Origin of the sequence: Chroogloeocystis siderophila 5.2 s.c.1, assembly GCF_001904655.1 — a bacterium.
GTDB lineage: Bacteria > Cyanobacteriota > Cyanobacteriia > Cyanobacteriales > Chroococcidiopsidaceae > Chroogloeocystis > Chroogloeocystis siderophila.
Map to the genome: position 1 here is coordinate 90,784 of NZ_MRCC01000003.1, position 14,048 is coordinate 104,831.

A 14,048-nucleotide genomic window follows, 5' to 3' on the forward strand; every position below is an offset into this window, starting at 1 on the left:
CGTCTGTACTTGGTTTACATAGGTTGGCATTTACCAGCTCGAATTAAACCTATCCGCCGTGCGAAGGCTTCTTCTTGCGAAGAAAAAGGTCCCCAACGGTCTTTAGCTGATACGTGTAGTTTGTCATCAGTGCGATCGCTCGGTACAACTTCGCAGTGACCTGTGGGGCGTTTGATGATATACCAGGCTTGGGGATGGTTACTCATACTCAGGCTCAGTCGTTTGCTTAAATAAATATGATTGATAGCGCGGCAAATGAATTCGCAGCTAGTAAACAAAGTCCACCTGCGTGGACTTTATAAAATTGAACCGACGTTAAATTAACGTAATTTTATGAATAAAGGGAAGGTAAATTAGCCTTCCCAATCATACGGTTTCAAAATCTGATCTCTAATCTCTTCTTCAACGATGATGATTGCCGTTGCTATTGCCGTTACCATTACCGTTAGTAGTCGAGCAAACTCGCTCAGCTAGCTTCTCAGGAACCTCTTGAAGATGATGATATTGCCAGTGGAACGAACCAACGCCTAAAGTTAGCGATCGCAACTCAATAATAAAGTTGTGCATTTCAGCTTGTGGCAAGTACGCCGTTATATTATCCCAGCCTCGCCAATCACTTCTACCTTCGTAACCTAAGATTTGTCCTCGACGTCCACTGACGAGTTGCAACACCTTAGACGTAAATTCATTTGGTGTTGTTACTTCAATTGATACAATCGGTTCGAGGAGTGTAGGCTCACCTTGCGGCATTCCAGTTTGCATCGCAATTCGCGCTGCTTGCTTAAAGGCTTGTTCAGAACTATCTACACTGTGGTATGAACCATTTGTAAGTGTAACCGCAACATCGACAATCGGGAAGCCTAAAGGTCCGTGTGTAAGATATTCGCGAACTCCTGTTTCTACACCTGGAATATACTGTTTCGGTACGACTCCGCCAACAATCGTTTCCTTGAAGTCAAAGCCTTCGCCGCGTGGTAACGGTTTGATCTCTAAATATACGTCGCCAAACTGACCGTGACCGCCACTCTGGTGCTTATAACGCCCGTGTACCGAAGAAATTGGTTTACGAATAGTTTCTTTGTAAGGTACTTGTGGCAGATGTGTTGTCATTGGCAAATTATATTTCCGCCGCAATCGATCTAAAGCAACTTGCAGGTGAATTTCACCTTGACCCCACAAAATGACTTCGTGCGTGTCGCCGTGTTGTTCCCAATAAAGTGCAGGATCTTCTTCTAAAAGTTTACTGAGCGCTCCACTAAGTTTGACCTCATCATTGCGTTTTTCAGGCGTAATTGCCAAAGCATAGACTGGGTCTAGATGTTCAGCTTTAGGTAATTCTGAAGCCAGTTCGCTATTTGATGATAGTGTATCTCCCGTGTGAATTCCTTCTAAGCGCGAGAGTGCTACGATGTCGCCTGCTGGCGCCTCAGTGAGTGAAGTTGTTTGTTGACCCATCAAGCGATAAATACCACCCGCACGTACTCCGTTAAGGACAATTCCGTCGGTTAATTTACCTTGCCAAACTCGTACTAATGATAGTTTCCCACCTTGGGGAGTATAGTAAGTTTTGAGAACTTGCGCTAATGGTGCATCCCTGTGTAAAACAACGCCGCGACGTTCTGCGGTTGTTTCTGGTGTTGGTGCTTCGCGTAGAAGTGCTTTGAGGAGCGATCGCACGCCAAAATCTTGTTCAGCAACTCCAAAAAATACGGGAACAACTAAATCTGCGCCTAATTCGAGTCGCAGATCTTGTACAATTTCTTCTTGCGGTGGGTTAATTTCTTCTAGCAGTTCTTCTAACAAGTGATCGTCAAAGTTGGCGAGTTCTTCCAACATTTCCGTACGTGCTGCTTGTTCCTGTTCCTTAAACGCTTCAGGAAACGGAATCGGATCGCAAGCTGCGCCTGCATGATACTGATAAGCTTGCTCGCTTACTAAGTCAATAAATCCAGTAATTTGTTCGCCTTGCGTAATTGGGTATTGATGCGGAACAATCGGACGGCTAGAAATTGATTTTAAGGCGTGCAACATCTCCATAAAGTTGCTACTGCCTTTGTCCATTTTATTAACGAAGATTAGGTGAGGAATTTCCCAGTCATCTAAAAATTTAAATATTGGTGCGAGTGTCAGCAGGCGTTGCTTTGATTCGTTGGAATTATCGTTTGTTGGTTCGCAAACAACAATCGCTGCATCAACTCCCATCAGCGCGTTATAAGTTTCTTGGGCAAATTCTACTGAGCCAGGACAGTCGATAAAGTTAAAGCGGACTCCGTTATACTCGGTACTGGCAGCATTAACTTCTACACTCATGTGGCGATCACGGGCTTCGGTGGCGCTATCTCCTACCGTATTGCCGTCGCGGATACTACCCTTGCGGGAGATTGCCCCAGTTACAAAAAGCAAACTTTCTAGTAACGTTGTTTTACCACTTAAATATGGGCCGACAATGGCGACATTGTGCAAGCCCATTTTCCCTTTTTCGTTCATAAAATCCTCCTGAGCTTTGCTCATGAAAGCGCTGCTGATTCGAGAAGCGATAATGATGTTGTAGGAAATTATCTGTCATTTAATCTTACTATTACCTATCTTTAATCAGAGCAACAAAAATCGTAGTCTCTTGTAAGATTTAGCTTAATAATAGTTAAACAAAACAAACTTTTATCCAAGATTTTGAATTTTTATAAAGGAATGTCAGAATTTAGATTAATTGAACTCATTTTAAAGAAATTAGTCGTATTCTTAATATCCATACTCTCAGTAATGGCTTTTGCCAAAGTAGGCTTAACGACTCCTTCTTTAGCACAAGCAAGTTCCCAAACTGCTACAAATTGGGTCAACCAGGGACTAAAATTGATACAACAAAATAAACTCAAAGATGCGATCGCCGCGTTTGAAACAGCAACAAAGCTCGATCCCAAATTAGCCCCAGCACACTATAATTTAGGACTTGCTTTGCGTGAAACTGGACAACTTCAACCTGCCGCAGAAGCATTTTATCGCGCAATTCAAGCTGAACCAAAGTTTGCTTTAGCTTATGCTAACTTAGGAGCAGTTCTCTTAGAGGGAAACAACCCCCAACAAGCACAAGAATTTTTACAAAACGCAATAAAACTGGAACCAAATTTAGGACTAGCACACTACAACCTAGGTTTAGTCAAAGAGCAACAACAAGATTGGCAAGGTGCGATCACAGCGTACAATACAGCACTTAAATATAGCCCAACCTTACCAGAAATTACTTATCATTTGGGTATTGTCTATCTTCAACAAAGTCAAGTTGACCAAGCGATCGCCGCCTTTCGCGAAGCAATCAAACTTAAACCAAACTATGCTGAAGCTTATTACAATGTAGGCGCGATTCTATTTGGGCAAGGCAATTTTCAATCGGCGCTAGAAGCCTTTCGTCAGTCTGCTTTAGCAAATAGAAACTATGCAAATGCCTACTATGCCGCAGGTCTAGTATATATGCATCTAGGGCAATATCAAAACGCACAAATAGTCTTGCAATCTGCCAAAACTTTGTATGCATCTCAAGGCAATTCGCAGTGGGCAAAAAGTACCGAAGAACTTCTACAGCAAGCCTTTCAACTTTCTTCGGGGCTATCGCAATAAAGTGACAAACGCACACCATGGCAGTCAGTAGATTTAGCTTGTGTAGCGACAAATAAATTCGCCAAGCTGGTGACGTTGAAGCAGTTGACAAGAAAAGGATCAATCCGATAATTTAATATTAAATTATTAAGTGTTAAATAATAAATGGGAACGCGACATCATGGTACAGAAGAAGAGGTAAGAGCATTAGACACGTATATTAAGTTGGTACGTGCAGCAGATTCAATATCATCTCGGATTCATCGTCATTTAGATGAAACAAACTTGACGATTACACAATTTGGTGTTTTAGAGGCGCTGTACCACCTGGGTTCGATGTATCAACGCGACCTAGCCGCAAAACTTCTTAAAAGTGGTGGAAACATTACTTTAGTCATTGATAATTTAGAAAAGCGAGAGTTAGTGAAACGCGAACGCGAACCTGATGATCGCCGTTGTATTCGAGTCAACTTGACCGAAGCGGGAAAACAGTTAATCAGTCGCATCTTTCCGACTCATGTCGCGGCTGTGGTGACGGAAATGGCTACACTGAGTTTGCCTGAACAAGAAGAACTAGGGCGTCTATGTCGGCAGTTAGGTAAAAAAGAATAATTGTTGGTGCTGTTTTTTTGCCCAATTAATTTAACATTAAACGATTTAATTTAAAACTAAGGAGGAAGTGATGTTTAGTACTGCAAGCAGGCGATCGCCTGTCGTATCAATTGCAACCCAACCGCTACGGCTGGTTACAAGTAGCAAGAGGTGCAGTTAATCTTAACGGACACGCCTTGCAAGCAGGTGATGGTGTCGCTATCAATGAAGCTGAGTTACTCAAAATCAACACAGATAGCGGTGCAGAAATTTTGCTATTCGACTTCTTGGCGTAACCAAGAAATTTTTTGCATGCACTTAGCGATTGAAACCGCAACTAAACAGACGAAACCGAATAGGTAGACTTAGTTTTTGAGGCGCGACTAAAGTCGCTAGGCGGTTTTGCAGTATTTATTCAAGAGGTAAGAATGAAAATTTTAGTTGTCTATTACTCGATGTATGGTCACACATTGCAGATGGCAAAAGCTGTCGCAGAAGGTGCAAGTCAAATTGCGCAAGCCGAAGTGATGCTACGCCGCGTACAAGAGTTTCCTGAAGTTGACAAAATTATCGATCAAAACGAGTTTGCAAGCAAAATACGCGAACAGCAAAAAGATATACCCATTTGCACTGTTGATGATTTGCGCGAAGCTGACGCTGTGATTTTGGGTTCTCCGACTCGATACGGTAATATGTGTGCGCAAATGAAGCAGCTAATCGATTCAACCGCACAGCTATGGCTTAAGGGTGAAATGGAAGGTAAACCAGCCGCTGTATTTACTTCTACAGCTTCGACTCACGGCGGACAAGAAACAACGCTACTAACAATGATGGTTCCGCTATTACACTTAGGAATGCTTATTGTCGGCGTGCCTTACTCTATACCTGGAATGATTCACACAGAAGCACGTGGCGGTACACCCTATGGTGCGACAACAATAGCAGGCGGACAAGGCGAGTTGCAACCAACATCAGAAGACTTGGAAATTTGCAAAGCATTAGGGTGCCGTGTGGCTGAGGTGACGGCTAAGGTGCGATCATAATTCTTGACTCTGCCACAGTTAGCTTGAGTATGCGGCTGTGGTGGTTCTGTCTTTTACTTGACTCGGCTAAAGAAAATTGCTGCACCGACGATTAAACTTAGGAGGAATAAAGGAACCCAAAGATTTGGTAGATCTGTTGTGGTCATGGATGTAAGGATTCTAGTTTGAGTTGTCAGCTTTTTTTAAACGAACCACAAAGTACACAAAGACAAGAGATAAAGAGAGCCTCATGAAAAAGTTTAAATTGCTATGTATTTTAGATCACGCAATCTTTGTCAACGCGATCGCCTGTAGTTAGTTCATAATACATAGGCAAGCCGCATTATCGGAGAAGCGCTCATGACATCTCCAAACACTGTGATATGGTTACAAGAACGAACGGCTTTAGGAATTCTTTCGGGTGAAGTATTAGAAGCGATCGCGCAAGTTCTTGAAGAAAAAACCTTGCCAGAAAATTATCCTCTCGTTACAGAAGATACGCCTCCAGAAGCACTTTATATTCTGAAACAGGGCAAACTAGAAAGTTATCGAACTCATCAAAACAGCATAGCAGCAGCGTGTAGTTTTCTTCCTGGAACGGTTGTTCATCTCCAGGAACTTTTGTTAGACCAACCTGCACAGCAGACGATTAAAACGCTTAGTGAAAGTCAGTTTTGGGTGATTCCAGCAGCGCAATTCAAACAAATTGTGGCGCAACACCCTGAAATCGCACAAGTCTTCTCGCGTCACCTCATTCAAGAAGTCGCACAACTTACCTCAGCACTCTCTTACGAACAAGAACGTTCTCAAGCGCTACGCCCCTACTTAGTAACTAAAGCCCAACGCGGGATTGTGGGGACAAGTCGTTATGCAGTCCGATTGCGTGCAGCAATCCGCGAAGCTAGTCTGAAGCGCAATTCAGTGCTGATTTTTGGCGAACCAGGATTAGAGAAAGACAATATTGCGGCTTTGATTCACTTCGGTTCTCCGCAGCGCCGCCAACCTATTATCAAACTTAACTGTAGTATTCTGCAATCGAGCGGTGCAGATTTGTTTGGTCGCGCGAGTGGTAAGGTCGGATTGCTTGAATGGTTAGGAGATGGCACGCTTGTTCTCAACAATATTCAAGATCTTCCGGCGGAGTTAGTTCCCGCATTAGTACAGTTACTTAAAACGGGTACGTACACTCCAGTAAGTCGTCTAGGAGAACCAACTCCTACACCTCGAATTTCTCGCGCTCGTATTTTGATGATTTCTGAAAGAACTCAGTCCACAATTGAGCGCTGTGCTGGTCAAATTATCAAAGTTCCCCCACTACGCGTACGCAAAGCTGATATTAAAGCCCAAGCTGAGTATTACATTAGTCTCTACAGTCGCAGCCAGGGCATTGCCAAACCAAAAATTACTCCAGAAGCATTGCGTCGTCTACAATCCTACGATTTTCCTGGTAATTTGCGAGAATTGCAAAGCCTTGTAGAAAGAGCTATTGTTCAATCCGCAGGAGGATTAGAACTTACTGAAGAAATCTTTTGGTCAGCCCAAACGAAGAAAAAACAATTCCGCGTCAATCTACTTAATATGTATCCTGGATTGCGGCGATTTTTGCGCAGTCCTTGGTATCCAGACCGAATTAATTATGGCTTCACTTTGTGGTTTTTTGCTGTTGTTGTTGTTGTCCTGTTTGTAGGTCCGCAACATCGTGGCGAGAACTTTGCCTTAAATATGTTTTGGGCGTGGTGGTGGCCTTTAATTTTACTCGGATTTCCGTTTCTCGGACGAATTTGGTGTGCATTTTGTCCGTTCATGATTTACGGAGAAGTGACACAAAAGCTTTCTCTATGGCTATTTCCGCGACAATTAAAGTCTTGGCCACGACATCAAGCTGAAAAATGGGGTGGATGGTTTTTATTTGGATTATTTACCTTAATTTTCTTGTGGGAAGAACTTTGGAATTTAGAAGATACGGCTTATCTTTCTAGTTGCTTGCTGTTATTAATTACCGCTGGGGCGATGATTTTCTCGGCAATTTTTGAGCGCCGATTTTGGTGCCGCTACCTCTGTCCCATTGGTGGGATGAATGGGCTATTTGCGAAATTATCGATGATTGAATTGCGCGCGCAACAGGGGACTTGTTCGGCGGAATGTACGACGTATCAATGTTATAAAGGTGGTCCGCAAAAGGGTGAAGGGTTGGAAACGGATGGATGTCCTTTGTACTCGCACCCTGCACAGCTTGAAGATAACCGCGATTGTGTTTTGTGCATGACGTGTTTGAAAGCTTGTCCGCATCGTTCAGTTGAAGTCAACTTGCGTCCCCCTGGAATTGAATTATGGACAACGCACGTACCCCGTTCTTATGAAGTGGCGTTGTTGTTTTTGCTATTTGGTGGAATATTTCTGCATCGTTTACCAGAGTTGCAAGCGACTCTGGGTTGGCATTTAGATTTAACGCAGTTTTTACCACATTTGGGAGTGTCGTTAGTTGCATTAGTAATTCCGGCAAGTGTTGCGCTGTTCGTATACGGTGTCATGCAGTTATTCTACTTGTTCAGCAATTTTGTCAAACAAGCAAAATCTAAAGTCTTTATTTCTAAGCCTAAATCGTTTCTAGAAATAGCTTACGGTTATTTACCGCTTGTATTAGGCGGAAATTTGGCGCACTACTTGCGTTTAGGTTTGGGAGAGGCTGGCAGAATTGTTCCAGTAACGTTAGCGACTTTTGGCTATAGCGGTCAAGGAATGCCGATTGTAATAGCACATCCTGCTGTCACGGCTTTTTTACAAGCTGTCACTTTAATTTTTTCTGTACTGTTAACAATATTCTTGACGCATAAAATTACTCGTCAGCCGTTACGTCTTTTATTGCCGCAACATTTAGGCGCGATCGCATTAACCGCAATGATTTGGATACTTGTTGTTGGTTGGTAAGCGAGTACGAATCAATTCACTGCTTGATAACAAAGTCCACGCAGGTGGACTACTTTGTAAAATTTAATCCTGCATCATGGATTTATATCCTGATTCAAAACACGAAGATCCGTGAACGATAGAAATCAATCGATGAGTTACCTTCTGAAGAAGAATTACAACTTGCACGTCAGCAAAATCAAGGTTCCGAGAGACTTTGGATTTTGGGCGATCACAGCGAGGGTCGGTTTGCAGAAAGTTATATTGTGAACAAAGTTGAGTGCCAATTTGGTCACGTCACGATCGCACAATGGAAAAAGGATATTTTAACTATCCTAGAATGGTCTGACATTCAATCACCATTGATGAAAGCAATGTCTGAAACATTAGTAGGCATTCCGTTGTATGGTGAAACACTAATTCAGCAGTGGAAAGCTAAAGTTGCGAGCTATCCTGATATCTTGGCACTGAAAATGGTTGAGCATTACCTCGAAAGAAGTTAAGTCTGATGAAACATGCTAATACTGCGGATGACCAGCGATCGCGTCACCTACACAAAATTAATGATGAAATTAAACTGAAAATTTATTTGAATTATTCTGTTCTCAATTACTTGTGATACTTTCTCAATTGGTAGAGACTAAAACTTCTGTTACATTCACTGAAACTTTTTCTGGCTCTGCTTTTGGAGCATCGCCCACAGTTGCAAAGTGTTTATCAATAACTTGGGGAATTTCTGCGGCTTGAATGCGGCTGTAACGGGTTTTATCGGGCATCACAATATTGGGACCCGCTTTGCATTGCTTGAGACAGCCTGTACCTTTAATCGCGACTTCGTTTTCTAAACCGCGATCGCTTAAAGTTGCTTGTAATGCTTGACAGACTGCTGTACCGCCCCGCTTCATACAGCTAGACTTTTGACAAACCAAGATATTTGCTTTCTTTTTACTTGGTGCTACTTTTGAAGTCACATCCTCTGGCGCGTGAGGCGTTGTGCGCGTAACTTGTGCAGCTTTAAGTTTGAGTTTGCCCGTTTTTAAGTCGAGCTTGCGCTCGCCTAATACTTGTATCCAATCGCCTGGTATCAATTGTAACTCTTGCTCTCGTAGCTCTTTGCAAGGTTTAATCCAGTATTCACCATCTGCACTAGCTATGCGCAGATATTTGAGCTTATAGCCATCTTCTAAAATAAAATTCAAAAAGCGCCCTTCTAACGTAAAATCTGATACTTTTTTGCTTTTGAATTTACCCATTTCTATTTACCTTATACTTAAATTGTCTTAAAAATTCTGTTCCCAGCAGCGCTCTAACCAGCAAACTAAATCATGACGGGACATTTTGAATTGTCTTGATACACTCCAAAGTTGAATTGCGGTAGTGACATCAACAACGCGAACTCGTAATGGTTGATTTGTGACACACCAACAAGGAATTGCAAGCTCTTGTAGTCGTTGGTAAATTTGCCATCTATCTATACCGTTTACTTCCACTGTCTCGCCGACATTCAAACTAGCCCCCGATGTCAAGACAACTTCCTCCATGAAAGCTCCGTTAAGTAAACCCAACCGATTGCAGCCGATTTCCTTTGTGCTGAAACGCAGGAAAATTTAACTTTAAATCTAGAATACATTAACTGCGAATAATTCTCAAAACATTTGCGAAAAAAAAGCAAATTGGGTGGTATGTGAAGACTTTGTAAACGCTAAAGTAAAGCGATCGCAACGCTCGCAGGGGTTACAGCAAACTAGAATGGTACTGGATGCTACGTTGAGCAGGCGTGTTCCTGCAATACAATGCTCAAAAAGAGAGGAAATATATGGCTGAAACTCGAACTGTATTACGTAACTTCGGGCAGGTGTACGACAACCCCGTCCTGCTAGATCGTTCAGTAACAGAGCCAATCTGCGAGGGCTTGAACGCCGCCTTAGCTAGCTTCCAGGCTTTGTACATTCAATATCAAAAACATCATTTTGTCGTTGAAGGCGCAGAATTTTACCAACTACATCAATTCTTCAACGAAAGCTACGACGAAGTACAAGAACACGTCCATGACGTTGGCGAACGTTTGGATGGTATTGGCGGTGTCCCCGCTGCAACATTTAGCAAGTTGGCGGAACTCTGCTGCTTTGAACAAGAACCCGATGGCGTGTTTTCCTGTCGCCAAATGGTCGAACATGACCTCGCTGCGGAACAAGCAATTATCAGCTTGATTCGTCGCCAAGCAGCCCAAGCCGAAAGTTTAGGCGATCGCGCTACGCGTCATCTATACGAAAAGATCTTGCTAGAAACAGAAGAAAGAGCATATCACTTAGCACACTTCCTTGCCCATGACAGTCTTACATTGGGATTTATGGGTAACGGTAATAGTAACTAGGGATGAGGGGCGAGGGAAAGCCACTGCGTTGCGGAGGTTTCCTCCGTTGAGTGCAAGTGGCGTTGAGGGGTGAGTGAAAGAAGTGGTTAGCAGAGTAAGTCATGGCAATAAATTTCTTCTCTGACCTCCAACCCCTGACCCCTAGTTAAGTCATCAAATCTTAGAAAACTTGCTAAATAAACCACAATTAATAGGGGCAATGCCGCTTAAAATAATCAGGATTCAAAATTTCCTTCTCTAGGTAGAAAGACTATGCCCCGCCGTGACGATATCCATAAAATTCTATTGCTTGGTTCCGGTCCAATTGTGATTGGACAAGCTTGCGAGTTTGATTACTCCGGTACGCAAGCCTGTAAAGCACTCCGCGAAGAAGGATATCAGGTGGTGCTGGTAAACTCGAATCCGGCGACGATTATGACCGATCCGGAAACAGCAGATAGAACGTATATTGAACCGCTGACACCGGAAATAGTCGAGAAAATTATTGCTAAAGAACGCCCTGAAGCTTTGCTACCAACAATGGGCGGACAAACTGCGCTGAATATTGCTGTAGCTTTATCCAAGAATGGAGTTTTAGAAAAATACGGTGTCGAGTTAATTGGCGCGAAGCTACCTGCAATTGAAAAAGCAGAAGATCGCCAACTCTTTAAAGAAGCGATGGAGAAAATCGGAGTGGGCGTGTGTCCTTCTGGTATCGCTTCTACAGTCGATGAAGCAAGAGCGATCGCTAAACAAATTGGTAGCTACCCCCTGATTATTCGCCCTGCGTTTACGATGGGTGGTACTGGTGGTGGTATTGCTTACAACCAAGAAGAATTTGAAACGATGGCACAAGGGGGAATTGACGCAAGTCCAGTTTCCCAAATTTTAATCGAACAGTCACTCCTTGGCTGGAAAGAATACGAACTCGAAGTGATGCGCGACTTGGCAGATAATGTCGTGATTATCTGCTCGATTGAAAACCTCGACCCGATGGGAATTCACACCGGCGATTCGATTACGGTTGCGCCTGCCCAAACCTTGACAGATAAAGAATACCAGCGCCTCCGCGATGCTTCGATTCGGATTATTCGCGAAATTGGTGTAGAAACGGGTGGTTCTAATATTCAATTCGCGGTGAATCCGGTTGATGGCAATGTGATCGTGATTGAAATGAATCCCCGCGTTTCGCGCAGTTCAGCTTTAGCGTCTAAAGCTACAGGTTTCCCGATCGCCAAATTCGCCGCCAAACTAGCTGTTGGCTACACGCTAGACGAAATCAAAAACGACATCACGAAGAAAACACCCGCGTCGTTTGAACCAACAATTGATTATGTCGTCACAAAAATTCCTCGGTTTGCGTTTGAAAAATTCCCTGGTTCTGAACCTGTACTGACAACACAGATGAAGTCAGTTGGGGAAGCAATGGCAATTGGACGGACGTTTCAAGAATCGTTCCAAAAAGCACTGCGATCGCTCGAAACCGGACGCGCAGGCTGGGGATGCGATCGCGCTGAAAAACTTCCTAGCGGCGAACAAATTCGCGCGCAACTGCGAACACCAAATCCTGAACGAATCTTTGCGGTGCGTCACGCAATGCAGTTAGGACTAAGTGCTGAGGATATTTACGAGCTTACAGGTATCGATCCTTGGTTCTTAGATAAAATGCAACAGTTGCTCGAAACTGAGAAATTCCTCAAGCGGACGCCGTTGGAGAAGTTGACAAAAGAGCAATTCTATGAAGTAAAACGTCAAGGATTTAGCGATCGCCAAATTGCGTTTGCAACGAAAACAACCGAAGACGCGGTACGCACGTGTCGCAAACAACTCGGTGTTATCCCCGTTTACAAAACAGTAGATACCTGCGCCGCTGAATTTGAGGCGTATACTCCTTACCACTACTCTACTTACGAAGAAGAATCCGAAGTGCAACCGTCGGATAAACAAAAAGTCATGATTCTCGGTGGTGGTCCTAACCGGATCGGACAAGGTATTGAGTTTGATTATTGCTGTTGTCACGCAAGCTATGCGCTTAAAGCCGCAGGGTTTGAAACAATTATGGTCAACTCGAACCCTGAAACCGTCTCGACAGACTACGATACGAGCGATCGCCTTTACTTTGAACCGCTTACCAAAGAAGATGTTTTAAACATTATTGAGGCAGAACAGCCAGTAGGAATCATCATTCAATTTGGCGGACAAACACCACTCAAATTAGCAGTACCCCTGCAAGAGTATTTAAGCAAAGTTGGTAATGGGTCATCAGTAATAGGAGCAACAGACAACCAATCACCAATTACCAAAATTTGGGGAACTTCTCCAGATTCGATCGATACGGCTGAAGACCGCGAACGATTTGAGAAAATATTAAACGAGTTAGATATTGCGCAACCGCCGAATGGAATTGCACGGAGTTATCAAGATGCGCTGGTAATCGCAAGTCGCATTGGGTATCCAGTTGTTGTGCGTCCGAGTTATGTCTTAGGCGGACGGGCGATGGAAATTGTTTACTCGGATGCAGATCTCGAACGCTACATGACATTTGCAGTACAAGTCGAGCCAGATCACCCGATTTTAATCGATAAGTTTTTAGAAAACGCGATTGAAGTCGATGTCGATGCGATCGCCGACAGCACAGGTAAAGTTGTCATCGGCGGAATTATGGAACACATCGAACAAGCCGGAATTCACTCTGGCGATTCGGCGTGTTCTTTACCTGCCATCTCGCTACCATCGTCAGTATTAAACAAAATCCGCACTTGGACTGTACAACTCGCGCAACGACTCCAAGTCGTCGGATTAATGAACATTCAATTCGCCGTTGTTGGCGCGCACAGCTACAATCCTCAAGTTTACATCTTAGAAGCAAATCCCCGTGCTTCGCGGACAGTACCTTTTGTCTCCAAAACAACGGGTATCCCACTGGCAAAAATGGCATCATTGATTATGTCGGGTGAAACGTTAGAATCGCTCAACTTTACCCAGGAACCCTTACCAAATCACATTGCCGTTAAAGAAGCCGTACTGCCATTTAATAAATTTCCTGGTACAGACACAATTCTAGGACCAGAAATGCGCTCGACGGGTGAAGTAATGGGCATTGATAGCGATTTTGGTAAAGCATTTGCTAAAGCCGAGTTAGGCGCTGGGGAAATACTACCGCGTCAAGGTATGGTGTTTGTTTCGATGAGCGATCGCGATAAGTCCCTGGTTGTTCCAGTTGTCAAAGATTTTATCGAGTTGGGCTTTAAGGTTGTTGCAACTGACGGTACGCGGCGGGTTCTTAAAGAACATGGTTTAGATGTTGAGTTAATTCTCAAACTTCATGAGGGACGTCCAAACGTTTTGGACGCAATTAAAAACCAACAAATTCAACTGATTATCAATACTCCCTCTGGTGAAGAAGCCCAGACGGATGCGCGTTTGATTCGTCGCACCGCACTCGGTTACAAAATTCCAATTATCACCACGATCGCTGGTGCGAAAGCGACAGCTGCTGCTATTCGTTCTTTACAAGCAACTTCGTTAGAGGTAAAAGCAATCCAAGACTACATTGGTGCTAACAAGTAAGCATCTGTAGTAGT

12 protein-coding genes are annotated in these 14,048 nt (G+C 43.6%); 8 read left to right on the plus strand and 4 right to left on the minus strand.

The window, feature by feature from the left end:
* Nucleotides 1-14: 14 nt before the first annotated feature.
* Both NIES1031_RS03800 and NIES1031_RS03805 read right to left on the minus strand, forming a co-directional pair.
* Nucleotides 15-206 (minus strand): hypothetical protein, encoded by a 192-nt coding sequence (locus tag NIES1031_RS03800; protein ID WP_015190965.1) that lies wholly within the window; start codon nt 204-206, stop codon nt 15-17.
* Between the two features lie 196 nt (nt 207-402).
* On the minus strand, nt 403-2,487 hold the full coding sequence (locus tag NIES1031_RS03805) for an elongation factor G (protein ID WP_073548178.1): 2,085 nt from the start codon (nt 2,485-2,487) through the stop codon (nt 403-405).
* Nucleotides 2,488-2,760: 273 nt separating this feature from the next.
* Between NIES1031_RS03805 and NIES1031_RS03810 the strand changes: the two genes are divergently transcribed.
* From NIES1031_RS03810 to NIES1031_RS03835, 6 genes are all read left to right on the plus strand, one after another.
* On the plus strand, nt 2,761-3,612 hold the full coding sequence (locus NIES1031_RS03810) for a tetratricopeptide repeat protein (RefSeq protein ID WP_143167693.1): 852 nt from the start codon (nt 2,761-2,763) through the stop codon (nt 3,610-3,612).
* A gap of 144 nt (nt 3,613-3,756) precedes the next feature.
* A complete protein-coding gene (locus NIES1031_RS03815; RefSeq protein ID WP_073548180.1) occupies nt 3,757-4,203 on the plus strand; it encodes a MarR family winged helix-turn-helix transcriptional regulator in 447 nt (148 codons plus the stop codon).
* Nucleotides 4,204-4,283: 80 nt separating this feature from the next.
* The gene (locus NIES1031_RS03820) at nt 4,284-4,478 is read left to right on the plus strand and encodes a pirin family protein (RefSeq protein WP_178378047.1); all 195 of its coding nucleotides are present in this window, start codon (nt 4,284-4,286) and stop codon (nt 4,476-4,478) included.
* 132 nt (nt 4,479-4,610) lie between these two features.
* Nucleotides 4,611-5,225 (plus strand): NAD(P)H:quinone oxidoreductase, encoded by a 615-nt coding sequence (gene wrbA / locus NIES1031_RS03825; RefSeq protein WP_073548181.1) that lies wholly within the window; start codon nt 4,611-4,613, stop codon nt 5,223-5,225.
* 339 nt (nt 5,226-5,564) lie between these two features.
* Nucleotides 5,565-8,132 carry an AAA-type ATPase lid domain-containing protein gene (locus NIES1031_RS03830; RefSeq protein WP_073548182.1) on the plus strand — a complete coding sequence of 856 codons (2,568 nt, stop codon included), beginning with the start codon at nt 5,565-5,567 and terminating at the stop codon, nt 8,130-8,132.
* A gap of 245 nt (nt 8,133-8,377) precedes the next feature.
* Nucleotides 8,378-8,614 carry a hypothetical protein gene (locus NIES1031_RS03835; RefSeq protein ID WP_218596656.1) on the plus strand — a complete coding sequence of 79 codons (237 nt, stop codon included), beginning with the start codon at nt 8,378-8,380 and terminating at the stop codon, nt 8,612-8,614.
* Between the two features lie 123 nt (nt 8,615-8,737).
* On the opposite strand, the gene NIES1031_RS03840 is transcribed toward NIES1031_RS03835, so the two are convergent.
* The gene (locus NIES1031_RS03840; protein ID WP_073548183.1) at nt 8,738-9,364 is read right to left on the minus strand and encodes a (2Fe-2S) ferredoxin domain-containing protein; all 627 of its coding nucleotides are present in this window, start codon (nt 9,362-9,364) and stop codon (nt 8,738-8,740) included.
* A gap of 27 nt (nt 9,365-9,391) precedes the next feature.
* On the minus strand, nt 9,392-9,652 hold the full coding sequence (locus NIES1031_RS03845) for an Asr1405/Asl0597 family protein (protein WP_073548184.1): 261 nt from the start codon (nt 9,650-9,652) through the stop codon (nt 9,392-9,394).
* Between the two features lie 275 nt (nt 9,653-9,927).
* On the opposite strand from NIES1031_RS03845, the gene dpsA reads away from it, so the two are divergent.
* Together dpsA and carB are read left to right on the plus strand one after the other, a co-directional pair.
* Nucleotides 9,928-10,485 carry a DNA starvation/stress protection protein DpsA gene (gene dpsA / locus NIES1031_RS03850; RefSeq protein ID WP_015190955.1) on the plus strand — a complete coding sequence of 186 codons (558 nt, stop codon included), beginning with the start codon at nt 9,928-9,930 and terminating at the stop codon, nt 10,483-10,485.
* Between the two features lie 252 nt (nt 10,486-10,737).
* Nucleotides 10,738-14,034, plus strand: coding sequence for a carbamoyl-phosphate synthase large subunit (gene carB, locus NIES1031_RS03855; protein WP_073548185.1), 3,297 nt, complete (start codon nt 10,738-10,740; stop codon nt 14,032-14,034).
* The last annotated feature ends 14 nt before the right edge of the window (nt 14,035-14,048 follow it).